This window comes from Erwinia sp. V71 (assembly GCF_965644245.1).
GTDB lineage: Bacteria > Pseudomonadota > Gammaproteobacteria > Enterobacterales > Enterobacteriaceae > Erwinia.
Map to the genome: position 1 here is coordinate 75,404 of NZ_CBFFRK010000002.1, position 24,984 is coordinate 100,387.

Here is a 24,984-nt window from a genome sequence, read left to right on the forward strand (position 1 = left end):
ATTGATACCGCCCTTTTTTATTGCAGTTGAACGATGTTCAGCGCCGGGATGCCGACCAGAGCCGCTTTAACCCTTCCGTCAGCCCGCCACGCCAGCACAGTGCATCATGACCACCGTAAATCTTTTGATAGTCTACCTGATGTCCGGCAGCACCCAGCTGTTGCGACAGACGATCATTAACCCGCACGATAAGCGGTTCGTTTAAACCCGCTTCAAGATAAAAACGCAGTGTTGCCTGATCCGCAAGGCCTCCGGCAATTTGCTGCAACAGCCATCCTTCCTCGCTGTCACGCTGTGGCCACCAGAATGATCCGGAGAGGCTCAGTGCACAGCCAAACTGCTGCGGCCAGTGCAGCGCGGCATACACGGCGGATAAGCCGCCAAAGCTTTGCCCGGCGACAATAGTGTGCGTGGCATCATTATCCCAGCTGGCCCAGCCGCGCAGCTGTGGCAGTAATTCCTGCTGCACTGCCAGCCAGAAATCAGCATTGCAGGGCAGCTCGCGACCACGCTGTTGTGTATCGACGCTATCGATCAATAAATACACTGCCGGTGGCAGCTCGCCGTCATCGGTCATTGCCTGTAATGGCGCGCCGATGGGCATCGTCTGCGCCCAGAATTTGCCATCGAGCAGGATCGCCAGTGGACGGCTGGCAGGATCCTCACCCCCTGTGGTAATCACCCAGACCGTACGGCTGTTTCCAAGGCGCTCACTGTGCCACTGATAGCTGTTGTAGTGATGGGGGACGCGTGGCTGCTGTTCTGCGGCCAGCCAGTAAGGTTGTGGCGGCGCCAGCGGCATATGCAGCGGCGAAGTAATATGGCCGCGCCCGCTTTTCCAGCTGTGCTGTGGATTTAATGCATCGCCCTGGGCGGCGGTAAACACCTCTCGCCACCAGCTGCGCGTTTGCTGCATATCCGCGCCAGCGGCAGGAGGACGATGCGCAGTCTCTGTCGCACGCTGGGGAATCAGGCTATAGCTGCCACGCCAGCGGGCATCGAGCTGCGTTTGCCAGCTCCAGACATCAGTACCGGCGATACGCTGCAACGACTGAGGTTGTGCCTGTTGATGATGATCGGTGATGCCGGTGATATTGATCCACACATGCTGGATCGTGGAACGGGATTCATCGCCTTCAGGATCGCGCCAGTAAAAAGTGACCAGATGCGATCCATTGCTCGCCGTGCCGATCAGCGGCGTACCCTGTTGCCTGATTTTTTGCCACCAGCCTTCACTGCCGATATTGCTAGTTAACACCATGATTTTTCATTGTAAGTTTCTTGTGAGCGTCAGGAAATGGTTTAGTTAAGTAATAAATAATGCTATTGATAAGTATTCGTATTTGCAATAGGGTGTGTCCGCTGATTGCAAATTTGCGACAGTGAGTCTCATGGATGTCCCCGATGAGCGCACTGATTTGCCTCATCAATTCTGTATTTCCCGCACCAGCAGGGGATTTCCCTTCCTGAAACTACTACACATCGTGTTTTGGTGAGTCTACATCGTTGTCACTCTGGTGCATGGCTGCGGTGTTCATGATCCAGGATGAAAAAAATGAATAAATTATCCCGTTTATCTCTGGCACTGTTGCTGGAGTTCGGCCTGGTGGCGACGGTATCTTTCCCCGCAGTGGCAGCGGAAAACAGCAGTACGACAGCGTCCTCAGGCGAAAAATCTGGCGACAGTGAAGGTACACTGGTCGTTACCGCAGCAGAGCAGACACTGCAGGCGCCAGGGGTTTCCACTATCACCGCCGATGAAATCAAGAAACGTCCTCCTGCCCGTGATGTCTCCGAAATTGTCCGTACCATGCCCGGCGTTAATCTGACCGGCAACTCCACCAGTGGCCAGCGCGGTAACAACCGCCAGATTGATATCCGTGGTATGGGGCCTGAGAACACGCTGATTCTGATCGATGGTATGCCGGTGACCAGCCGTAACTCAGTGCGTCTGGGCTGGCGCGGCGAGCGTGATACGCGTGGCGACAGCAACTGGGTGCCGCCGGAAATGATCGATCATATTGAAGTCATTCGTGGTCCGGCAGCGGCGCGTTACGGCAATGGTGCGGCGGGTGGTGTGGTAAATATTATCACCAAAAAGGACTCCACCAGTGAGTGGCATGGCTCATGGAATACTTACTTCAATGCGCCGGAGCACAAAGCTGAAGGTTCCACCAAACGTACTAACTTTAGCCTGACCGGGCCATTAGGCGATGATGTCAGCTTACGTCTGTATGGCGGACTGAGTAAGACGCAAGCGGATGCACAGTATATCAACGAAGACCATCGCTCTACGCGCATCGGTAGTTACGCCAGCACGGTGCCTGCCGGACGTGAAGGTTCTGTAAATAAAGATATTAACGGCTTGCTGCGCTGGGCGTTTGCGCCGATGCAGGCGCTGGAGTTTAAAGCAGGTTATAGCCGTCAGGGTAACCTGTATGCCGGTGATACCCAGAACACCAACACCAATACCCTGGTGCAGGAAAATTACGGTAAAGAAACCAACCGTATGTATCGCCAGAACTTTGCCATCACCTGGGAAGGGGCATGGGATAACGGCGTCAGCACGAAAAACTTTGTTCAGTACGAAAACACGCGTAACTCGCGGATGAACGAAGGTCTTGCTGGGGGTGTTGAGGGGATTTTCTCCAACGACAACTTCTCTGATATTCAGCTGGATGATGTGCTGATGCACAGCGAGGTTAGCATTCCGTTCGAGCTACTGGTGAATCAGACCGCCACCTTAGGCGTTGAGTGGAACCAGCAGCGAATGAAGGATAGTGTTTCAAACACACAGACGCTTGCCTCCGGTACTATCGATGGTGTCAGCAGTACAGGTCGCAGCCCTTACTCTTCAGCAGAAATTTTCTCGTTGTTTGCCGAAGATAATATGGAGCTGACGGACAGCACCATGTTAGTGCCGGGTCTGCGCTTCGATCATCACACGATTGTCGGTAACAACTGGAGTCCGTCGCTGAATTTAACCCAGGGATTGACGGATGATTTCACGCTTAAGATGGGCATCGCACGTGCCTATAAAGCCCCGAGTTTGTACCAGACGAATCCCAACTATCTTCTGTACAGCAATGGTCAGGGTTGTGCTGATGGTGGTGGTACCACGCCATGTTACCTGTTAGGTAATGCCGATCTGAAAGCGGAAACCAGCATTAATAAAGAAATTGGTATCGAATATAAGCATGAAGGTTATCAGGCTGGGATTACATGGTTCCGTAACGATTACCGTAATAAGATCGAATCGGGTTATGTCAGTACCGGCACATCCAGCAATGGCACAACCAATATTTATAAATGGGAAAACGTGCCAAAAGCCGTAGTCGAAGGACTTGAAGGTACGGTCAATATTCCGGTTTCTGACGATATCAGCTGGAATAACAATCTGACTTACATGCTGAAAAGTAAGAATAAGTCTACTGGCGATCGTCTGTCGGTTATTCCGGAATATACGCTGAACTCAACACTAGCATGGCAGGCGACTCAGGATCTGTCATTGCAAACCACGTTCACATGGTATGGTCGTCAGACACCGAAAAAATATGACTACCAGCACAAACTGCTGACGGGCAGCTCATTGGCGGAAGTGAGTCCGTACTCCATTCTCGGTATGAGCGGTACCTATGATGTTAATAAGTACGTCAGCGTGACGTTGGGTATTGATAACCTGCTTGATAAGCGTCATTTCCGTCAGGGTAATTCGCAGCGTACAGGTAATACCGCAGGGACGAGTTATATGGATGGCGCAGGTGCCAATACCTATAACGAGTCAGGTCGTACTTTCTATATGAGTCTGAACACGCAGTTCTAAAACATCACGGGGAAAGCATGCTTTCCCCGTTTCTGTTAGTTGTTCTGGTAGACGTCGCGATAAAGGCGGCTTTCGAAGCGCACCAGCGGAATTCGGCGCTGACGCTGATCTTCCGGTGGCACTGCATAGCCGGAAAGGAACTGGACAAAGGCGACGCGCTGGCCGCTGGCAGTCGTCAGGAATCCCGCCAGGTTATACACGCCCTGCAGTGAACCGGTTTTCGCCGACAGTTTGCCATCCACGCCCGCTTCATGCAGACCGCCACGATAGCGCAGCGTGCCGTCATAACCCGACAGCGGCAGCATCGAGATAATATTCAGCTGCTGATCGTTCTGCGCAATATATTGCAGCACCTGCATCATGGTGGCCGGAGAAATCAGATCATGGCGTGACAGCCCGGAGCCATCCACCTGAATGCTGTTACCCATATCGATATTGGCTTTTTGCCGCAGAATTTGCCGCACCGCATCCTGTCCTGCACGCCATGTGCCGGGCACATTAAAACGCTCGTGGCCGATAGTGCGGAACACCGTATCGGCAATCATATTGTCGGATTTTTTCAGCATGATTTTCAGCAAATCACGCAGCGGGGCGGATTCCGTTTGCGCCAGCACAGAGCCTGGCTCGCTGACACGTTTTTCACGCACCAGATGACCACGATAGTCGATGCCGGCATCCTGCAGTTCCGCTTTCAGAATCGCACCGGCATAGCTGGCGCCATCCTGGATAGCGAAGGCCAGTGGCAGCGGCTCGGCGCGCTGCATCATGCAGCCTGTCAGCGTAAAACGATTCAGTTCACCCGGCACCACGTCCAGCTCGCAGTATTGTGCATCAGACGATCCGCGCGCCAGCGTGCGCACTTCACTGAACATATTCACCGGATAGTAGGAAGCCACGCGAATAAAGGCGTTGTCGCCCGCTTTTTGTGCGCTGTACAGCGACACCGAGAAGCAGTTGCGATCAACAATCGCCGCGCCTGGCGGGGCGCTGAAACACTGAGTCATATCGTTCCACGGCCAGCCGGGGGCTTTATCGTGACTGGCGAAGACCGAGGTATCGATCACCAGGTTGCCATCGATATGCTGTACACCCTGCTTTTTCAGTACCGCCACCATATTGCGCAGATCCTGGCGCGTCAGAGTGGGATCTCCGCCAAAACGGGCGACCAGATCGCCATTTAGCGTACCGCCGGAGACGGCACCTTTGGTTTCCAGCGTAGTGTGGAAACGGTAATCGGGCCCCAGTTGCAGCAGCGCCGCCAGCGCGGTCACGACCTTCATGGTACTGGCGGGCAGCGCCATTTGCTGACCGTGATAATCGATGATCGGCGTGGTGGCGCCGACTTTCTGCACCAGCAGCGCCAGGTTGGCGCCATCAGGTAAATATTGGCTGTATTCTTCAACGGGCGCCGCGTTCGCCTGCAGCATAAACGCAAAGGTCAATCCGGTAACAAGTCGTGAAAATCGCATAATCTCGCGGTACTGACAGTAAATGAGCTGTCATACTACGGCGCATTGAGGGGCAAAGTAAACGATGACCCACAGGGAACTCTGGGGTAAAATACGTATCAAAATGCAAAACCGATCCTGACCCTGGGGCTTCACCCCGGGTCAGGTTTCTTTTGTTTGCAATTCAGCAGTCAGCGCCGCAGAACGCGGCTGCTGTAGTCACTCCGTCAGGATGACGACACTTTGAACAGGACAGATTACGAGGTATTGAGATGAACCAGATTCCGATGACGTTAAGGGGCGCGGAGAAGTTACGTGAAGAGCTCGATGAGCTGAAAACGGTTCGCCGTCCCCGTATTATTGCCTCTATTGCTGAAGCGCGTGAGCACGGTGACCTGAAAGAAAACGCTGAATATCATGCGGCGCGTGAAGAGCAGGGATTCTGCGAAGGGCGTATTCAGGAAATTGAAGCAAAACTTTCCAATGCGCAGGTGATCGATGTCACTAAAATGAACGCCAATGGTCGCGTGATCTTTGGTTCCACCGTTACCGTATTGAATGTGGAAAGTGACGAAGAGTTTACTTATCGCATCGTGGGCGATGACGAGGCGGATTTTAAGCAGAATCTGATCTCTGTTAACTCACCAATGGCGCGTGGCCTGGTGGGTAAAGAAGCTGATGATGTGGTTGTGATTAAAACGCCGGGCGGGGATGTGGAGTACGAAATCCTCGATGTGAAATATATCTGATTGTTTATTGGTGAAAATATCACCGATAAGACGGGTTTCTCCCGGTTGATTGTAAAGATAAGAAGAAGGCCGCAGTGCGGCCTTTTATCTGATGCAGGAGCATGGCAATTTTGCCATTAATGACCTGGGCACGTGAGAAAAACCCTCAGGTGCATCGCCCAGGACATTAGCGCGGTATGGAAATCTTGCGTTCCTTTGTTGGGCGATACAGCACCAACGTTTTGCCGATTACCTGCACGTTATTTGCACCTGTCTCGCGCACGATAGCCTCAACCACAAGGTTTTTGGTCTCACGGTCTTCCGTAGCGATTTTCACCTTGATGAGTTCATGGTGTTCAAGTGCTTGTTCGATCTCGGCCAGCACACCTTCGGTCAGGCCATTGTTACCCATCATGACGACGGGTTTTAACGGGTGTGCCAGACCTTTCAGGTGCTGTTTTTGTTTGGTACTCAAAGTCATCGTATTTTTTTACTTACATTGGGATTGAAAACGGTACATTCTACCGCCATCTCCAGTGTATCACCAAACGGCAGAACGGTTTTGGGCGGTTTATTTATCGCTTATGATGAAGAATAGTTGGAAATTGTATGACAGGTAAAAAGCGTTCGGCCAGTTCCAGTCGCTGGTTACAGGAACACTTTAGCGATAAATATGTGCAGGAAGCGCAGAAAAAAGGGTTGCGTTCGCGCGCCTGGTTTAAACTTGATGAGATCCAGCAGAGCGATAAGCTGTTCAAACCGGGCATGACCGTGGTGGACCTCGGCGCCGCGCCGGGCGGCTGGTCGCAATATGTGGTCACGCAGATCGGCGCGAAAGGCCGCATCATCGCCTGCGATATTCTGCCGATGGACCCGATTGTCGGTGTTGATTTCCTGCAGGGCGATTTTCGTGAAGAAACCGTGCTGAAGGCATTGCTGGATCGAGTGGGTGAGGCAAAGGTTCAGGTTGTGATGTCCGATATGGCACCCAACATGAGCGGCACACCTGCCGTGGATATTCCCCGTTCGATGTATTTGGTTGAACTGGCGCTGGATATGTGTCGTGATGTACTGGCACCTGGCGGCAGTTTTTTGGTGAAAGTATTTCAGGGAGATGGCTTTGATGAATACCTGCGGGAAATTCGCTCCCTGTTTACGAAAGTAAAAATTCGTAAGCCGGACGCTTCGCGTGCACGTTCGCGTGAGGTGTACATTGTAGCGACAGGGCGCAAACTATAGCGCTAAAATAACTGGAACCATTGGCAACATCACTGTGGTTCCAGATATCAAGGTTCTATAGTACCCTTAGCTGTCTGTTAACACAGTTGTAATATGAGGTTAATCCCTTGAGTGACATGGCGAAAAACCTGATTCTCTGGTTAGTCATCGCAGTTGTGCTGATGTCGGTATTCCAGAGCTTTGGGCCCAGCGAGTCGAATGGCCGTAGGGTTGATTACTCAACCTTCCTGTCGGAAGTGAACCAGGATCAGGTCCGCGAGGCACGTATTAACGGGCGTGAAATCAACGTAACGAAAAAAGACAGTAACCGATACACGACCTACATCCCTGTCAACGATCCCAAGTTACTCGATAACCTGTTGACCAAAAATGTAAAAGTAGTCGGTGAACCACCAGAAGAGCCAAGCCTGCTGGCGTCTATCTTTATCTCCTGGTTCCCGATGTTGCTGTTGATTGGTGTCTGGATCTTCTTTATGCGTCAGATGCAGGGCGGCGGAGGTAAGGGCGCGATGTCCTTCGGCAAGAGCAAGGCCCGTATGCTGACGGAAGATCAGATCAAAACCACTTTTGCTGATGTTGCTGGCTGTGATGAAGCCAAAGAGGAAGTGGGCGAGCTGGTGGAATACCTGCGCGAGCCAAGCCGTTTCCAGAAACTGGGCGGTAAAATTCCGAAAGGCGTGCTGATGGTGGGGCCACCGGGTACCGGTAAAACACTGCTGGCGAAAGCGATCGCCGGTGAAGCGAAAGTGCCATTCTTTACCATTTCCGGTTCTGACTTCGTCGAAATGTTCGTCGGTGTTGGTGCTTCCCGTGTGCGTGACATGTTCGAGCAGGCGAAGAAAGCCGCGCCGTGCATCATCTTTATCGATGAAATCGACGCCGTTGGCCGTCAGCGTGGCGCTGGTCTGGGCGGTGGTCATGATGAACGTGAGCAGACACTGAACCAGATGCTGGTTGAAATGGATGGTTTCGAAGGTAACGAAGGTATTATCGTTATCGCTGCGACGAACCGTCCTGACGTGCTGGACCCTGCGCTGCTGCGTCCAGGCCGTTTTGACCGCCAGGTGGTGGTTGGCTTGCCAGACGTGCGTGGTCGTGAGCAAATTCTGAAAGTGCATATGCGTCGTGTGCCGCTGGCACCCGATATCGAAGCATCAGTGATTGCCCGTGGTACGCCAGGTTTCTCTGGTGCGGACCTGGCTAACCTCGTCAACGAAGCCGCACTGTTCGCTGCGCGCGGTAACCGCCGTGTCGTGTCGATGGTCGAGTTCGAGAAAGCCAAAGATAAAATCATGATGGGTGCGGAACGTCGCTCCATGGTGATGACGGAACAGCAGAAAGAGTCCACCGCGTATCACGAAGCCGGACACGCGATTATTGGCCGTCTGGTGCCGGAACACGATCCGGTGCATAAAGTGACCATTATCCCGCGCGGCCGTGCGCTGGGGGTGACCTTCTTCCTGCCGGAAGGCGATGCGATTAGCGCCAGCCGCCAGAAACTGGAAAGCCAGCTCTCCACGCTGTACGGTGGTCGTCTGGCGGAAGAGATTATCTACGGTCCGGAACATGTTTCTACCGGTGCGTCGAACGACATCAAAGTCGCGACCAACATCGCGCGTAACATGGTGACGCAGTGGGGCTTCTCGGACAAACTGGGTCCATTGCTGTACGCGGAAGAAGAGGGCGAGGTATTCCTTGGCCGTTCCGTCGCGAAAGCCAAGCATATGTCCGATGAAACTGCGCGTATTATCGATCAGGAAGTGAAATCGCTGGTTGAGCAAAACTACCAGCGTGCACGCCGCCTGCTGAATGAAAACATGGACATCCTTCACGCGATGAAAGACGCGCTGATGAAGTATGAAACCATTGATGCTCCGCAGATCGATGACCTGATGGCACGCCGTGATGTGCGTCCGCCAGCGGGTTGGGAAGATCTAGGCAGCACCAATTCCGATAATAACGGTACGCCAAAAGCACCACGTCCGGTTGACGAACCGCGTACGCCAAACCCAGGCAACACAATGTCTGAGCAGTTAGGCGACAAATAATTCGGCTTGTCGAATCGACCAAAACCCCGGCGCAGACCGGGGTTTTTTCTGTTTAAAATTAAGTTGTTCTGCCAAAGGAAAGCAAAATGAAGCTGCACGCCAGAAACTCGGTTTTGGATCTCTCTTATCCACAAGTCATGGGCATTTTGAACGTCACTCCCGACTCTTTTTCCGATGGCGGCAAACATAACACGCTGGTGCCAGCACTGACCCACGCCAATGAGATGATTAACGCGGGCGCGACGATTATCGATATTGGCGGTGAGTCGACCCGTCCAGGTGCGGCGGAAGTCAGTGTGCAGGAGGAGCTGGACCGGGTGGTTCCGGTGGTGGAAGCCATTGCCCAGCGTTTTGAAGTCTGGATTTCGGTGGATACCTCGAAAGCCGAAGTCATCCGTGAATCTGCGCGTGCCGGTGCGCATATTATTAATGATATTCGCTCACTGCAGGAGCCTGGCGCACTGGAAGCCACTGCGGCAAGTGGCCTGCCGGTCTGCCTGATGCATATGCGGGGTGACCCGCAGTCGATGCAGCAGTCACCACACTATCAAAATATTGTCGCCGAGGTGGATGCGTATCTGGCGCAGCAGATTGCCCGTTGTACCGCTGCCGGGATCAAAAAAGAGCAGTTGCTGCTCGACCCGGGCTTCGGTTTCGGTAAAAATCTCTCCCACAATTATCAGCTGCTGGCGCATCTGGCCGATTTCCATCACTTTGGTCTGCCGCTGCTGGTGGGAATGTCGCGCAAGTCAATGATTGGCCAGCTGCTTAATGTCGGACCGTCACAGCGGTTAACCGGCAGTATTGCCTGTGCGGTGATTGCCGCGATGCAGGGCGCGCAGATTATCCGCGTGCATGATGTTAAAGAAACCGTCGAGGCGATGCGAGTTGTCGAGGCGACACGTTCAGCGAAGGAACAGTAACGCTATGAGTAATCGTAAGTATTTTGGTACCGATGGCATCCGCGGCAAAGTGGGTGAGACGCCTATTACGCCGGACTTTGTGCTCAAACTGGGCTGGGCGGCGGGCAAAGTGCTGGCGAGTCACGGCTCAAAGAAAATTATCATCGGCAAAGATACTCGTATCTCTGGCTATATGCTGGAGTCGGCGCTGGAAGCCGGGCTGGCGGCGGCAGGACTGTCTGCGGCATTTACCGGCCCGATGCCAACACCTGCGGTGGCTTACCTGACATGCACCTTCCGCGCGGAAGCGGGCATCGTGATTTCCGCATCGCATAACCCGTACTACGATAACGGTATTAAGTTCTTCTCCATCGACGGCACCAAGCTGCCGGATGATGTGGAAGAAGCGATCGAAGCTGAAATGGAAAAGCCGATCACCTGCGTCGAATCTGCCGAGCTGGGCCGTGCCAGCCGCATCGTTGATGCCGCTGGTCGCTATATTGAGTTCTGCAAAGGCACCTTCCCGAGTGAGCTGAGCCTGAAAGGGCTGAAGATTGTCGTCGACTGCGCCAATGGCGCCACTTATCACATTGCGCCAAATGTGCTGCGTGAGCTGGGTGCCACGGTGATTGCTATCGGTTGCCAGCCTGACGGGATGAATATCAACAAAGAGTGCGGCGCGACTGATGTTCGCATGCTGCAGGAGCGTGTCCTGGCGGAGAAAGCCGATATCGGCCTGGCGTATGACGGTGATGGCGACCGTATTATGATGGTGGATCACCTCGGCAATAAGGTTGATGGCGATCAGATTCTGTATATCATCGCCCGCGAAGGGTTGCGTCAGGGGCAGTTGCGTGGCGGCGTGGTCGGCACGCTGATGAGTAATATGGGTCTGGAGCTGGCGTTAAAACAGCTGGGGATTCCGTTTGCCCGTGCCAAAGTGGGTGACCGCTATGTGCTGGAGAAGCTGCAGGAAAAAGGCTGGCGCATCGGCGCAGAAAACTCCGGCCATGTGATCCTGCTGGACAAAACCACCACTGGTGACGGCATTGTCGCCGGTCTGCAGGTGCTGGCCGCGATGCAGCGTAACCATATGACACTGCACGATCTGTGCAGCGGCATGAAACTGCTGCCGCAGATACTGGTGAATGTGCGTTTCAGCGGCGAAACTGACCCGCTGGAAGATGAGACAGTGAAAACGATCACCGCTGACGTAGAGAAAGAGCTGCATGGCCGTGGCCGCGTGTTATTGCGCAAATCTGGCACCGAGCCCTTGATCCGCGTGATGGTGGAAGGTGAAGATGAAGCGCAGGTCACTGCGCTGGCGCATCGTATTGCGGATGCAGTGAAAGCAGTTTGATGTTTTCGTCCCCCTCCCCCATGCAATGGGGGAGGGCGTTAACTCCCTCTTTTGCCGTTTTTTTCCGCAATCAGTCGTTGGTGTTGAAATTGCGCTTGCGCGTGCAGGGTGCTTTGGTTAGTATTCACACCCGCTTCTGATGGGTATTGCATAGCGTATCCACGTAACTGGTTTGAAGCTTTTAGATGTGCGTTTAGCGCGCAAGGAACAGGTTGATTATGTACGAAGCTCTGTTAGTGATTTTCCTTCTGGTGGCAATCGGCCTTGTCGGTCTGATCATGCTGCAGCAAGGTAAAGGTGCTGATATGGGAGCCTCCTTTGGTGCAGGCGCCTCCGGTACTCTGTTTGGTTCAAGCGGTTCAGGTAACTTCATGACCCGTATGACCGCAGTGCTGGCCACCCTGTTCTTCATTATCAGCCTGATTCTGGGTAACCTGAACAGCAACAAAACCAGCAAAGGCAGCGAATGGGAAAACCTGACTGCACCAGCAAAGTCTGAACAGACTGCGCCAGCGCAACCGGCAACGCCGAGCAGCGATATCCCTAAGTAAGCCCGAAGCAGTAAACATTTCGCAGCGACAGAAATAAAAACGTCGCCGGCTTAAAAGTCGTAAAAAGTCGTAAATAGTGCCGAGGTGGTGGAATTGGTAGACACGCTACCTTGAGGTGGTAGTGCCCGATTGGGCTTACGGGTTCAAGTCCCGTCCTCGGTACCAAATCTCAGTATTACTTGCATTTTATGCATGTTCGGCGTAATATTCGCCACGTTTTCGGACGCGGGGTGGAGCAGCCTGGTAGCTCGTCGGGCTCATAACCCGAAGGTCGTCGGTTCAAATCCGGCCCCCGCAACCACTTTCCCTTAGAGTTCTTTTTCAAATATACTGTATGCATCTTATGGCGCGTCACAGCGAGTTTTGAAAAAAATTCTTTTGGATGGTGCGCCGAGCCGCAATTGCGGCGTACAGGGTCCAGTCGCATTAAGCCCCGAATTTTCGGGGTTTTTTGTTATCAGGCTATCGTAACACTGGGCTAATAAGCCCTTTTTTTATGTCTTGGGGGTGGCCTTGTCCACATTAGAGCAAAAATTAACAGAGCTGATTTCGGCACCGGTAGAAGCGCTGGGCTACGAACTGGTCGGTATTGAGTTTGTCCGCGGACGTACGTCCACTCTGCGCATCTATATTGATAGTGAAGACGGTATCAATGTTGACGATTGTGCTGATGTGAGCCATCAGGTGAGCGCCGTGATGGATGTTGAAGATCCGATCACCGTGCCTTATAACCTTGAAGTCTCCTCACCAGGTCTCGATCGCCCCATGTTTACCGCTGAACACTACGCGCGATTCGCTGGCGAAGAAGTGAGTCTGGTATTGCGTATGGCCGTACAAAACCGCCGCAAATGGCAGGGCATCATTAAATCTGTTGAAGGGGAAATGATCACGGTTACCGTTGAGGGTAGCGATGAAGTATTCGCTCTGAGCAACATTCAGAAAGCGAATCTGGTCCCCCACTTTTAAACGTCCGGATTGAGGCTAACCAGGATGAACAAAGAAATTTTAGCTGTTGTCGAAGCAGTTTCTAACGAAAAAGCCCTCCCGCGTGAGAAAATTTTCGAAGCGCTGGAGAGCGCACTGGCGACGGCGACCAAGAAGAAATACGAACAAGAGATCGATGTTCGCGTTGAAATCGATCGTAAAAGCGGCGACTTCGATACTTTCCGTCGCTGGTTAGTGGTGGACGAAGTCACCCAGCCAACCCGCGAAATCACACTGGATGCGGCGCGTTTCGAAGATGAAGCGCTGGGTCTGGGCGATTATGTGGAAGACCAGATCGAATCCGTCACCTTTGACCGTATCACGACTCAGACGGCGAAGCAGGTTATCGTGCAGAAAGTGCGCGAAGCTGAGCGCGCGATGGTGGTCGATCAGTTCCGCGAGCAGGAAGGCGACATCATCACGGGTGTGGTGAAGAAAGTGAACCGCGACAACATCACGCTGGATCTCGGCAGCAATGCTGAAGCGGTGATCATTCGTGAAGATATGCTGCCGCGTGAAAACTTCCGCCCAGGCGACCGTATTCGCGGCGTGCTGTATGCCGTTCGCCCGGAAGCGCGTGGCGCGCAGCTGTTTGTCAGCCGTTCCAAACCGGAGATGCTGATCGAACTGTTCCGCATCGAAGTGCCGGAAATCGGCGAAGAAGTGATTGAAATTAAAGCGGCTGCACGTGATCCTGGCTCTCGCGCCAAGATTGCGGTGAAAACCAACGACAAGCGTATCGACCCGGTCGGTGCCTGCGTAGGTATGCGTGGTGCGCGTGTGCAGGCCGTCTCCAGTGAACTGGGCGGTGAGCGTATTGATATCGTGCTGTGGGATGACAATCCGGCGCAGTTTGTTATCAACGCGATGGCCCCTGCTGACGTCGCCTCAATCGTGGTGGATGAAGATAATCACACCATGGATATCGCTGTTGAAGCCGGTAACCTGGCTCAGGCGATCGGCCGTAACGGCCAAAACGTGCGTCTGGCTTCTCAGTTGAGCGGCTGGGAACTGAACGTGATGACGGTCGAAGATCTGCAGGCGAAGCACCAGGCTGAAGCGCATGCAGCCATTGACGTGTTTACCAAACATCTCGACATCGACGAAGATTTCGCCACCGTTCTGGTTGAAGAAGGCTTCTCCACTCTGGAAGAGCTGGCCTACGTGCCAATCAACGAACTGCTGGAAATCGACGGCCTTGATGAAGATACGGTAGAAGCGCTGCGCGACCGTGCAAAAAATGCGTTGACCACCCTGGCATTAGCCAAAGAAGAGAGCCTCGGCGACAACAAACCTGCGGAAGATTTACTGAATCTGCCAGGTCTGGAGCGCGCACTGGCATTTAAACTGGCGGCAAAAGGCGTTTGCACGCTGGAAGATCTTGCTGAGCAGGGTGTTGACGATCTGTCAGATATTGAAGGCCTGAGCGATGAGCAGGCGGGCGAGCTGATTATGGCGGCGCGCAATATTTGCTGGTTCGGTGACGACGCGTAATAACAGGAAGGAACAGCATGACAGATGTAACCGTAAAATCGCTGGCCGCAGAGATTCAGACTTCCGTGGAGCGCCTGGTACAGCAATTCGCTGATGCAGGTATCCGTAAGTCTGAAACTGACTCTGTGACCCAGCAGGAAAAAGAGACCTTACTGACGCACCTAAACCGTGAACATGGCAGCGCGTCAGCTAAGCTGACTCTGCAGCGCAAGACGCGCAGCACCTTGAATATTCCTGGCACCGGGGGTAAAAGTAAATCGGTGCAAATCGAAGTCCGCAAAAAGCGCACTTATGTGAAAGGCGAATCTGACGCTGACCAGGCGGAAGCAGAGGCGCAAGCGCAGCGTGAAGCGGAAGAACAGGCTCGTCGCGAGGCTGAAGAAAAGGCTAAACGTGAAGCAGCAGAAAAAGCGCAACGTGAAGCTGAAGATCAAGCCAAACGCGAAGCCGCCGACAAAGCCAGACGCGAAGCAGCGGAAAAAGAGAAAGTGAGCAATCAACATACCGATGAAGTAACCCGGGCCAACCAGTCAGAGAAAGCCCGTCGCGAAGCCGAAGCCGCAGAACTGAAGCGTAAAGCTGAAGAAGAAGCGCGCCGTAAAATCGAAGCTGACGCGAAGCGTGTAGCAGAGGAAGCACGTAAAATGGCGGAAGAGAAAGGCAGTGGCTGGACTGAAGCTTCTGAAGAAACGGAAGACACCACTGACTATCATGTGACCACCTCACAGCATGCCCGTCAGGCTGAAGATGAAAACGATCGTGAAGTTGAAGGCGGTCGTGGTCGTCCTGCGAAGGCTTCCCGCCCGAAAAAAGGCAACAAGCACTCCGAATCGAAAGCCGATCGCGAAGAAGCGCGTGCAGCGACCCGTGGCGGTAAGAGCAAGCGTAAGCCAAGCTCACTGCAGCAGGGCTTCAACAAGCCAGTGCAGGCTGTTAACCGTGATGTGATCATCGGTGAAACCATTACCGTTGCCGAACTGGCGAACAAAATGGCGGTGAAAGGTTCTCTGGTTATCAAAGCGATGATGAAGATGGGCGCGATGGCGACTATCAACCAGGTCATCGACCAGGAAACCGCTCAGCTGGTTGCGGAAGAGATGGGTCACAAAGTGATCCTGCGCCGCGAAAACGAGCTGGAAGAGGCTGTAATGGACGACCGTGACACCGATGCTGCGCAGGAATCCCGCGCACCAGTGGTGACCATCATGGGCCACGTTGACCACGGTAAAACCTCTCTGCTGGACTATATCCGCTCCACCAAAGTCGCTTCAGGCGAGGCGGGCGGTATTACTCAGCACATCGGTGCTTACCACGTCGAAACCGACAACGGCATGATCACCTTCCTCGATACCCCGGGCCACGCCGCGTTTACCGCGATGCGTGCACGTGGTGCGCAGGCGACGGATATCGTTATCCTGGTGGTTGCGGCGGACGACGGCGTGATGCCACAGACCATCGAAGCTATCCAGCACGCAAAAGCGGCGGGTGTGCCTGTTGTGGTCGCGGTGAACAAATGTGATAAGCCAGAAGCTGATCCGGATCGCGTGAAGAACGAACTGACCCAGTACGGAATCATTCCGGAAGAGTGGGGCGGTGAGAACATGTTCGTCAACGTATCTGCGAAAGCCGGTACCGGTATTGACGACCTGCTGAATGCGATTCTGCTGCAGGCAGAAGTCCTGGAACTGACCGCTATCCGTGAAGGTATGGCGAGCGGCGTAGTGATCGAATCCTTCCTGGATAAAGGTCGTGGTCCGGTTGCAACCGTGCTGGTACGTGAAGGTACGCTGAACAAAGGCGATATCGTCCTGTGTGGCTTCGAATATGGCCGCGTGCGTGCGATGCGTGACGAACTGGGTCGCGAAGTGCTGGAAGCGGGTCCATCCATTCCAGTGGAAATCCTCGGTCTGTCCGGCGTGCCGGCTGCGGGTGATGAAGCGACTGTGGTACGTGACGAGAAGAAAGCGCGTGAAGTGGCACTGTATCGTCAGGGCAAATTCCGCGAAGTTAAACTGGCACGTCAGCAGAAATCTAAGCTGGAAAACATGTTCGCTAACATGACTGAAGGCGAAGTGTCTGAGCTGAATATCGTACTGAAATCTGACGTACAGGGCTCTGTGGAAGCGATCTCCGATTCTCTGCTGAAACTCTCCACCGACGAAGTGAAGGTGAAGATTATCGGTTCGGGCGTGGGTGGTATCACCGAAACCGACGCCACGCTGGCAGCAGCATCGAACGCGATTATCCTCGGCTTCAACGTGCGTGCGGATGCTTCTGCGCGTCGCGTGATTGATTCAGAAAACGTGGATCTGCGTTACTACTCCGTTATCTATAATCTGATCGACGAAGTGAAAGCGGCGATGAGCGGTATGCTGGCGCCTGAGTACAAACAGCAGATTATCGGTCTGGCTGAAGTGCGTGACGTCTTTAAATCACCGAAATTTGGCGCTATTGCAGGCTGTATGGTGACTGAAGGTAACGTGAAACGTCACAACCCAATCCGTGTCCTGCGTGACAACGTGGTAATCTATGAAGGTGAGCTGGAATCCCTGCGCCGCTTCAAAGATGACGTTAACGAAGTCCGTAACGGTATGGAATGTGGTATCGGCGTGAAGAACTACAACGACGTTCGCCCAGGCGACATGATCGAAGTGTTCGAAGTTATCGAAGTTCAACGCACCATCGCCTGATGGTCGCCTGACTAAGTGACTTATTCGGGAGGCCTCAGGCCTCCCGAATCATTTGGAGAGTATTATTATGGCGAAAGAATTTGGTCGCCCACAGCGCGTCTCCCAGGAATTACAGAAAGAGATCGCGATGATTCTGCAGCGTGAGATTAAAGATCCGCGTCTGGGCATGATGGTTACTGTGTCCGGCGTTGAAGTGTCACGCGATCTGGCTTATGCCAAAGTGTTTGTCACCTTCCTCGAAGACAAAGACGAAGCCGCGATTAAAGCCGCCCTGCGTGCGCTGGATGATGCGGCAGGTTATATCCGTTCCCTGCTGGGTAAAGCGATGCGTCTGCGTATCGTGCCGGCACTGACCTTCTTCTACGATAACTCGCTGGTTGAAGGGATGCGTATGTCTAACCTTGTCACTAACGTGATTAAGAATGACGTTGAACGTCGTTCTGCCGCGGAAGACGACAAGGAGGATTAATGAGTCGTCCTCGTCGTCGCGGTCGCGATATTCACGGTGTATTACTGCTGGATAAGCCACAGAGCCTGTCCTCCAATGATGCGCTGCAAAAAGTGAAACGCCTCTACAACGCCAATCGCGCCGGACATACCGGGGCGCTGGACCCGCTGGCGACCGGCATGCTGCCGATTTGCCTCGGTGAAGCCACCAAGTTCTCGCAATATCTGCTGGATTCCGATAAGCGTTATCGTGTGATTGCCCGTCTTGGTCAGCGCACCGATACCTCTGATGCAGATGGTGTGGTAATCAGTGAGCGCCCGCTAACATTCAGCGCAGAGCAGCTGGCTGCCGCACTCGACAGCTTCCGCGGCGAGACGCAGCAGGTGCCATCGATGTATTCGGCGCTGAAATATCAGGGGCGCAAGCTGTACGAATATGCGCGTGAAGGCATTGAAGTGCCACGTGAAGCGCGCAGCATCGTGGTGTATGAACTGCTGTTCATCCGCCATGAAGGCGAAGAGCTGGAGCTGGAAATTCACTGCTCGAAAGGCACCTATATTCGCACCATTATCGATGACCTTGGTGAGAAGCTGGGTTGTGGTGCGCATGTCACCATGCTGCGTCGTCTGCAGGTGGCCAGCTATCCGATCAGTAAGATGGTGACGCTTGAGCAGTTACAGGCACTGGCAGAACAGGCACATACCGAAGGCCTCGCGCCAGCGGAAAAACTGGATGCGTTGCTGATGCCGATGGACAGCCCGGCGGCAGCGTTCCCGCAGGTTAATCTGCTGTCGGTCGTGGCTGCTTACTTTAAGCAGGGGCAGCCGGTACAGGTGGCGGGTGCGCCGCGTGAAGGACTGGTGCGCGTCACTGAAGGCGACGAGCATAAGTTTATCGGTATGGCGGAAATTGACGATGATGGCCGCGTCGCGCCGCGTCGTCTGGTCGTGGAATATTCTGACTGAGTCATTTGCTAACGTAACGGACTCAGAGTAGAATAGCGCGGCTTTGCACCCCCTGAGGGTGTAATTCTGGGTAGCTGAATTAGAGATCGGCGCCTGTACATTTACTTAAATTTTGGAGTGGTAACATGTCTCTAAGTGTTGAAGCTAAAGCACAAATCGTCGCTGATTTCGGTCGTGGCGCTAACGACAGCGGTTCTACCGAAGTTCAGGTTGCTCTGCTGACTGCGCAGATCAATCACCTGCAGGGTCACTTTGCCGAGCACAAAAAAGACCACCACGGTCGTCGTGGTCTGCTGCGCATGGTTTCTCAGCGTCGTAAACTGCTGGACTACCTGAAACGTAAAGACGTTGCACGTTACACCAGCCTGATCGAGCGTCTGAGTCTGCGTCGCTAGTCTGAGAGTCTGTCCGCATGCCGTTTTCAGGTAAACCTGATGAAAGCGCGGTTTGGTGGACAGATTCGTGCGAGTTTCGCTAAAAAGGGGCCTTATGGCCCCTTTTTTCCGGTAATGAGCAGCATTCTCAGGCAAACTAATGTATTGTTGTCAGGTGTGATCTTTCGTTGCAGAGGTTCGCGCGGCTAATGAGAGGCTTTATCCAGCGTGGAATGGAATAAAGGTTGTCATTAGTCGCGAGGATGCAGAGGAAGATTGAAAATCCACGGCAGGGCACGATGAAAGTGCCTGCTTAGAGTAAAGGATATTATTTTGCTGAATCCGATCGTACGTAAATTCCAGTATGGTCAGCATACCGTTACCCTTGAAACCGGTATGATGGCTCGTCAGGCGACTGCCGCCGTGATGGTAAGCATGGACGACACTGCAGTGTTCGTTACCGTGGTTGCTCAGAAAAAAACCAAACCAGGTCAGGACTTCTTCCCGCTGACGGTGAACTACCAGGAGCGTACTTATGCTGCTGGCCGTATCCCGGGCAGCTTCTTCCGTCGTGAAGGCCGTCCAAGCGAAGGCGAAACCCTGATCGCGCGTCTGATTGACCGTCCGGTACGTCCTCTGTTCCCGGAAGGTTTCTTCAATGAAATCCAGGTGATTGCGACCGTTGTCTCCGTTAACCCACAGGTTAACCCGGATATCGTGGCGATGATCGGTGCTTCTGCTGCGCTGAGCCTGTCTGGTGTACCGTTCAGCGGCCCAATCGGTGCTGCTCGTGTGGGTTACATCAACGATCAGTACGTACTGAACCCAACCAGCGACGAAATCAAGCAGAGCAAACTGGACCTGGTGGTTGCCGGTACCGAAGGTGCGGTGCTGATGGTGGAATCCGAAGCGGATATCCTGAGCGAAGAGCAGATGCTGGGTGCGGTGGTATTTGGCCACGACCAGCAGCAGGTGGTTATCGAAAACATCAACGCGCTGGTTGCTGAAGCCGGTAAACCGCGTTGGGACTGGCAGGCGCCAGCTGTTAACACCGAGCTGACTTCCCGTATTGCGGCTCTGGCGGAATCACGTCTGAGCGATGCTTACCGCATCACTGACAAACAAGAGCGTTACGCTCAGGTTGACGTGATCAAATCGGAAACCATCGCAACCCTGCTGGCGGAAGATGAGTCTCTGGACGACGCAGAAATCGGCGACATCCTGCACGCCATCGAGAAAAACGTGGTGCGTAGCCGTGTACTGAACGGCGAGCCGCGTATCGATGGTCGCGAAAAAGATATGATCCGTGGTCTGGATGTGCGTACTGGCGTGCTGCCACGTACTCACGGTTCCTCTCTGTTCACCCGTGGTGAAACACAGGCGCTGGTTACCGCGACCCTGGGTACTGCCCGTGATGCGCAGAGCCTGGACGAGCTGATGGGCGAACGTACCGACAGCTTCCTGTTCCACTACAACTTCCCTCCATACTCCGTGGGTGAAACCGGTATGGTTGGCTCGCCAAAACGTCGTGAAATTGGTCACGGTCGCCTGGCGAAACGCGGCGTGCTGGCCGTGATGCCAAAACTGGAAGAATTCCCTTACACCGTGCGTGTGGTGTCTGAGATCACCGAATCTAACGGCTCTTCTTCTATGGCTTCTGTCTGTGGTGCTTCTCTGGCTCTGATGGACGCAGGCGTGCCAATCAAGGCTGCTGTTGCGGGTATCGCGATGGGCCTGGTGAAAGAAGACGAGAAGTTTGTTGTACTGTCTGACATCCTGGGTGACGAAGACCACCTCGGCGATATGGACTTCAAAGTGGCCGGTAGCCGTGACGGTATCACCGCGCTGCAGATGGACATCAAGATTGAAGGTATCACTCGCGAAATCATGCAGGTGGCTCTGAACCAGGCTAAGGGCGCGCGTCTGCACATCCTGAGCGTGATGGAACAGGCTATCAGCACGCCACGTGGCGATATCTCTCAGTTTGCGCCACGTATTCACACCATTAAGATCAGCCCGGACAAGATCAAAGACGTGATCGGTAAAGGCGGTTCTGTGATCCGTGCGCTGACCGAAGAAACCGGCACCACCATCGAAATCGAAGATGATGGTACCGTGAAGATCGCAGCAACTGACGGTGAAAAAGCGAAATACGCGATTCGCCGTATCGAAGAGATCACTGCTGAGATCGAAGTTGGCCGTATCTACAACGGTAAAGTGACCCGTATCGTCGATTTCGGTGCCTTCGTGGCCATCGGTGGCGGTAAAGAAGGTCTGGTGCACATTTCTCAGATCGCTGACAAGCGTGTAGAGAAAGTGACCGACTATCTGCAGATGGGTCAGGAAGTACCGGTGAAGGTACTGGAAGTTGATCGTCAGGGCCGTGTGCGTCTGAGCATTAAAGAAGCGACAGAGCAGCAGCCTGAAGCCGCAGCTGACGTTAACCCAGAAGCTGAGTAACGATTGACCATTGAGCTCTCCATGCGTGCATGGAGAGCTGTTTCATCGCGAGGCGGGATACCTTGTGCACGGCAGGCGGATGACAGGATGTTCATCCCAATGTTTGTTTTCGGGAGTGGGAAATGAAGCCTTTTTTGCGCTGGTGTTTCGTTGCGACAGCTATTTCGCTGGCAGGATGCAGCAACTCCGATTGGCGTAAGAACGATGTTCTGGCAGTGCCACTACAGCCCACTTTGCAGCAGGAAGTCATTCTTGCGCGCATGGAACAAATACTTGCCAGTCGGGCGCTGACCGATGATGAACGCGCACAGCTGTTATATGAGCGCGGAGTGTTGTATGATAGTTTGGGTCTGAGGGCATTAGCGCGAAATGATTTTTCACAAGCGCTGGCGATCAGACCGGATATGCCTGAAGTATTCAATTACTTAGGCATATATTTAACGCAGGCAGGCAATTTTGATGCTGCCTATGAAGCGTTTGATTCTGTACTTGAGCTTGATCCAACTTACAACTATGCGCATTTGAATCGTGGCATCGCCCTCTACTACGGTGGACGATACCCGTTAGCGCAAGATGATCTGCTGGCGTTTTATCAAGACGATCCTAACGATCCTTTCCGTAGCTTGTGGCTCTATCTGACCGAACGTGAGATTGATGCTGACAAAGCGAAAGTCGCGCTGAAACAGCGTTATGACAAAGCGGTGAAAGATCAATGGGGATGGAATATTGTCGAGTTCTACCTTGGCGACATCAGCGAAGCAGTGCTGATGGAACGTCTCCAGGCGGACGCAACGGATAACACCTCGCTCGCTGAACATCTCAGTGAAACCAACTTCTATTTAGGTAAGTACTACCTAAGTCTGGGGGAGAAGGACAACGCAGAAGCGTTGTTCAAACTGGCGGTCGCGAACAACGTAAATAACTTCGTTGAGCACCGATACGCATTGTTGGAGCTGGCGCTACTCGGCCAGACACAAGACGATCTATCAGAATCTGACCAGCAATAGCTGACGGACTTTCTTTGCCTGAATTTCTGAAATGTCATCATCTTCACGGATGAGGGCCTTTTTGTTCGTCGAAACCACTAATTTGAGCCGGTTCACACTTTTTGATGAAAATGATTGAAAATTTTCACGACGAGTTATGTAGACTGGCCGCCGTAATTTAAGAGGCTTGTGTACTACATGACTGAGATCGAAACCACTTTTGCTGACCTGGGCCTGAACGCCTCCATCCTGTCCGCCCTGAACGATATGGGTTACGTGAAGCCATCTCCAATCCAGGCTGAATGTATTCCTCATCTGCTGGCGGGCCGCGATGTACTGGGCATGGCACAGACTGGCAGTGGCAAGACCGCGGCTTTCTCTCTGCCGCTGCTGAATAACGTTGATTCCAGCCTGAAAGCACCACAACTGCTGGTACTGGCACCGACCCGCGAACTGGCGGTGCAGGTTGCGGAAGCAATGACTGAATTCTCTAAACACATGAACGGCGTAAACGTTGTGGCCCTGTATGGCGGCCAGCGTTATGACGTGCAACTGCGCGCACTGCGTCAGGGACCACAAATCGTTGTCGGTACTCCGGGTCGTCTGCTGGACCACCTGAAACGCGGTACGCTGAACCTGTCTAATCTGAGCGGACTGGTTCTGGACGAAGCTGATGAAATGCTGCGTATGGGCTTCATCGAAGACGTTGAAACCATCATGGCGCAGATCCCGGAAGGTCATCAGACCGCGCTGTTCTCCGCGACCATGCCAGAAGCGATTCGTCGTATTACCCGTCGCTTTATGAAAGAGCCGCAGGAAGTACGTATCCAGTCCAGCGTGACCACTCGTCCGGACATCAGCCAGAGCTACTGGACCGCTTACGGCCGTAAAACTGATGCACTGGTACGCTTCCTTGAAGCAGAAGATTTTGATGCTGCGATTATCTTCGTGCGCACCAAAAACGCGACGCTGGAAGTGGCTGAAGCCCTGGAGCGTAGCGGTTACAACAGCGCCGCGCTGAACGGTGATATGAACCAGGCACTGCGTGAGCAGACGCTGGAGCGCCTGAAAGATGGCCGTCTGGATATTCTGATCGCAACTGACGTTGCGGCCCGTGGTCTGGACGTTGAACGTATCAGCCTGGTCGTTAACTACGATATCCCAATGGATGCTGAGTCTTACGTACACCGTATCGGCCGTACCGGTCGTGCAGGTCGTGCAGGTCGCGCACTGTTGTTCGTTGAGAACCGCGAACGTCGTCTGCTGCGTAACATCGAACGTACCATGAAACTGACGATTCCTGAAGTGGATCTGCCAAACGCAGAACTGCTGAGTGCGCGTCGTCTGGCGAAATTTGCCGGCAAAGTACAGCAGCAGCTGGAAAGCAGCGATCTGGATCAGTACCGTGCACTGCTGAGCAAAATGCAGCCGGAAGAAGACCTGGATATGGAAACCCTGGCTGCAGCATTGCTGAAAATGGCACAGGGCGAACGTCCTCTGATCCTGCCACCGGATCCGGCTCCACGTCCACGTCGCGAGTTCAAAGAGCGTGACGATCGTCGTGATGACCGTCGTGGCGATCGTAATGACCGTGGTCCGCGTGATTCACGTGATGGCGACCGTCCACGCCGTGAACGTCGTGACGTTGGTGACATGGAACTGTACCGCATTGAAGTGGGCCGTGATGATGGTGTTGAAGTTCGTCACATCGTTGGCGCGATTGCTAACGAAGGCGATATCAGCAGCCGTTACATTGGCAACATCAAGCTGTTCGGTACTCACTCGACTATCGAACTGCCAAAAGGTATGCCAAGCGACATCCTGCAGCACTTCACCCGCACGCGTATTCTGAACAAACCAATGAATATGCAACTGCTGGGCGATGCGCAACCGCGCAGCAACGATCGTGGCGACCGCGGTGACCGTGGTGATCGCGGCGGCGAGCGTCGTGGCGGTGGCCGTGGTGGTTTCGGCGGCCGTGAAGGTGGTCGCGAAGGCGGTCGTGGCGGCTTCAGCCGTGACGGCGGCAACCGTGGTCCACGTCAGGATGGCAATGCGCCAACCCGTCGTCGTGATGCGTAATCATTAAGACGTAATAAAAAAATCCAGCCTGCGGGCTGGTTTTTTTTCGCCTGTGATTTACTGCGTCAGTGTCCGGGCAAGGGTGCGGAAGGCAGACAGCTGCTCCGCCAGCAACTGACGATGATCGTCACGGCCGGCAAAGATTTTAAACATCGCGCCCCCTGCTGCGTTCAGAAACAGAATCGACGCGGTGTCCATCCCCATAAATTTGCGTTCCACCAGCGCGATATGCGCGCAGTTTTCTGCTTTGATTGCAAAATGGCATGTGAATCGATCACGGTTTGGCATCAAGGTCGATCATGATTTGGCATCCATCTCCGATCACGATTTGGCATGCCTCCGATCACTGATTGGCATACTGTCGATCACGCCGGGAATTAACGCTTTCTTACACGGTCTCCC

The 24,984-nt window shown here is 53.6% G+C and carries 20 protein-coding genes, 2 tRNA genes and 1 pseudogene; 19 read left to right on the plus strand and 4 right to left on the minus strand.

The window, feature by feature from the left end:
* Positions 1-37: 37 nt before the first annotated feature.
* Positions 38-1,261: an enterochelin esterase gene (fes, locus tag ACSZO1_RS00880; protein WP_437608589.1), complete on the minus strand. Its 1,224-nt coding sequence runs from the start codon at positions 1,259-1,261 to the stop codon at positions 38-40.
* 294 nt (positions 1,262-1,555) lie between these two features.
* Here fes and ACSZO1_RS00885 point away from each other — a divergent pair, with 294 nt between their 5' ends.
* Positions 1,556-3,823 (plus strand): TonB-dependent siderophore receptor, encoded by a 2,268-nt coding sequence (locus tag ACSZO1_RS00885; protein WP_437608591.1) that lies wholly within the window; start codon positions 1,556-1,558, stop codon positions 3,821-3,823.
* 35 nt (positions 3,824-3,858) lie between these two features.
* On the opposite strand, the gene dacB is transcribed toward ACSZO1_RS00885, so the two are convergent.
* Positions 3,859-5,292: a serine-type D-Ala-D-Ala carboxypeptidase gene (gene dacB / locus ACSZO1_RS00890; RefSeq protein WP_437608593.1), complete on the minus strand. Its 1,434-nt coding sequence runs from the start codon at positions 5,290-5,292 to the stop codon at positions 3,859-3,861.
* 251 nt (positions 5,293-5,543) lie between these two features.
* On the opposite strand from dacB, the gene greA reads away from it, so the two are divergent.
* A complete protein-coding gene (gene greA / locus ACSZO1_RS00895; RefSeq protein ID WP_437608595.1) occupies positions 5,544-6,020 on the plus strand; it encodes a transcription elongation factor GreA in 477 nt (158 codons plus the stop codon).
* Positions 6,021-6,186: 166 nt separating this feature from the next.
* Here greA and yhbY read toward each other — a convergent pair whose 3' ends face one another.
* On the minus strand, positions 6,187-6,480 hold the full coding sequence (yhbY, locus tag ACSZO1_RS00900) for a ribosome assembly RNA-binding protein YhbY (protein WP_437608597.1): 294 nt from the start codon (positions 6,478-6,480) through the stop codon (positions 6,187-6,189).
* Positions 6,481-6,608: 128 nt separating this feature from the next.
* On the opposite strand from yhbY, the gene rlmE reads away from it, so the two are divergent.
* The 17 genes from rlmE (at position 6,609) to ACSZO1_RS00985 (ending at position 24,582) form a co-directional block, all read left to right on the plus strand.
* Positions 6,609-7,238 carry a 23S rRNA (uridine(2552)-2'-O)-methyltransferase RlmE gene (gene rlmE / locus ACSZO1_RS00905; RefSeq protein ID WP_437608599.1) on the plus strand — a complete coding sequence of 210 codons (630 nt, stop codon included), beginning with the start codon at positions 6,609-6,611 and terminating at the stop codon, positions 7,236-7,238.
* A gap of 116 nt (positions 7,239-7,354) precedes the next feature.
* Complete coding sequence (gene ftsH / locus ACSZO1_RS00910) at positions 7,355-9,286, plus strand: ATP-dependent zinc metalloprotease FtsH (RefSeq protein ID WP_437608601.1); 1,932 nt, start codon at positions 7,355-7,357, stop codon at positions 9,284-9,286.
* A gap of 86 nt (positions 9,287-9,372) precedes the next feature.
* Positions 9,373-10,209, plus strand: a complete 837-nt coding sequence (gene folP / locus ACSZO1_RS00915; protein WP_437608603.1) for a dihydropteroate synthase — start codon at positions 9,373-9,375, stop codon at positions 10,207-10,209.
* A 4-nt stretch (positions 10,210-10,213) separates the two neighbouring features.
* Positions 10,214-11,548: a phosphoglucosamine mutase gene (gene glmM, locus ACSZO1_RS00920; RefSeq protein WP_437608605.1), complete on the plus strand. Its 1,335-nt coding sequence runs from the start codon at positions 10,214-10,216 to the stop codon at positions 11,546-11,548.
* Between the two features lie 218 nt (positions 11,549-11,766).
* Entirely contained in the window at positions 11,767-12,099 is a 333-nt protein-coding gene (gene secG / locus ACSZO1_RS00925; protein ID WP_437608607.1) for a preprotein translocase subunit SecG, read from the plus strand.
* Positions 12,100-12,177: 78 nt separating this feature from the next.
* Positions 12,178-12,264: transfer RNA gene (locus tag ACSZO1_RS00930), tRNA-Leu, on the plus strand.
* A 59-nt stretch (positions 12,265-12,323) separates the two neighbouring features.
* Positions 12,324-12,400 (plus strand) — tRNA-Met (locus ACSZO1_RS00935).
* Between the two features lie 212 nt (positions 12,401-12,612).
* Complete coding sequence (rimP, locus tag ACSZO1_RS00940) at positions 12,613-13,065, plus strand: ribosome maturation factor RimP (RefSeq protein WP_437608609.1); 453 nt, start codon at positions 12,613-12,615, stop codon at positions 13,063-13,065.
* A gap of 24 nt (positions 13,066-13,089) precedes the next feature.
* A complete protein-coding gene (gene nusA / locus ACSZO1_RS00945; RefSeq protein ID WP_437608611.1) occupies positions 13,090-14,577 on the plus strand; it encodes a transcription termination factor NusA in 1,488 nt (495 codons plus the stop codon).
* 17 nt (positions 14,578-14,594) lie between these two features.
* Complete coding sequence (gene infB, locus ACSZO1_RS00950; protein WP_437608613.1) at positions 14,595-17,267, plus strand: translation initiation factor IF-2; 2,673 nt, start codon at positions 14,595-14,597, stop codon at positions 17,265-17,267.
* A 67-nt stretch (positions 17,268-17,334) separates the two neighbouring features.
* Complete coding sequence (rbfA, locus tag ACSZO1_RS00955) at positions 17,335-17,736, plus strand: 30S ribosome-binding factor RbfA (protein WP_437608615.1); 402 nt, start codon at positions 17,335-17,337, stop codon at positions 17,734-17,736.
* Positions 17,736-18,680: a tRNA pseudouridine(55) synthase TruB gene (truB, locus tag ACSZO1_RS00960; protein ID WP_437608617.1), complete on the plus strand. Its 945-nt coding sequence runs from the start codon at positions 17,736-17,738 to the stop codon at positions 18,678-18,680. Before rbfA ends, truB begins: the two co-directional genes overlap by 1 nt.
* 125 nt (positions 18,681-18,805) lie before the next feature.
* Positions 18,806-19,075, plus strand: coding sequence for a 30S ribosomal protein S15 (gene rpsO / locus ACSZO1_RS00965; RefSeq protein ID WP_437608619.1), 270 nt, complete (start codon positions 18,806-18,808; stop codon positions 19,073-19,075).
* A 312-nt stretch (positions 19,076-19,387) separates the two neighbouring features.
* Entirely contained in the window at positions 19,388-21,514 is a 2,127-nt protein-coding gene (gene pnp / locus ACSZO1_RS00970; RefSeq protein WP_437608621.1) for a polyribonucleotide nucleotidyltransferase, read from the plus strand.
* 122 nt (positions 21,515-21,636) lie between these two features.
* Positions 21,637-22,521, plus strand: coding sequence for a lipoprotein NlpI (gene nlpI / locus ACSZO1_RS00975; RefSeq protein ID WP_437608623.1), 885 nt, complete (start codon positions 21,637-21,639; stop codon positions 22,519-22,521).
* 104 nt (positions 22,522-22,625) lie between these two features.
* Positions 22,626-22,682 carry a protein YrbN gene (gene yrbN, locus ACSZO1_RS00980; RefSeq protein ID WP_437608627.1) on the plus strand — a complete coding sequence of 19 codons (57 nt, stop codon included), beginning with the start codon at positions 22,626-22,628 and terminating at the stop codon, positions 22,680-22,682.
* Between the two features lie 16 nt (positions 22,683-22,698).
* Complete coding sequence (locus ACSZO1_RS00985; protein WP_437608625.1) at positions 22,699-24,582, plus strand: DEAD/DEAH family ATP-dependent RNA helicase; 1,884 nt, start codon at positions 22,699-22,701, stop codon at positions 24,580-24,582.
* A 57-nt stretch (positions 24,583-24,639) separates the two neighbouring features.
* On the opposite strand, the pseudogene ACSZO1_RS00990 reads toward ACSZO1_RS00985, so the two are convergent.
* Positions 24,640-24,834 (minus strand): annotated as a pseudogene (locus ACSZO1_RS00990) (ChuX/HutX family heme-like substrate-binding protein); the annotation flags it as partial.
* Positions 24,835-24,984 lie beyond the last annotated feature (150 nt).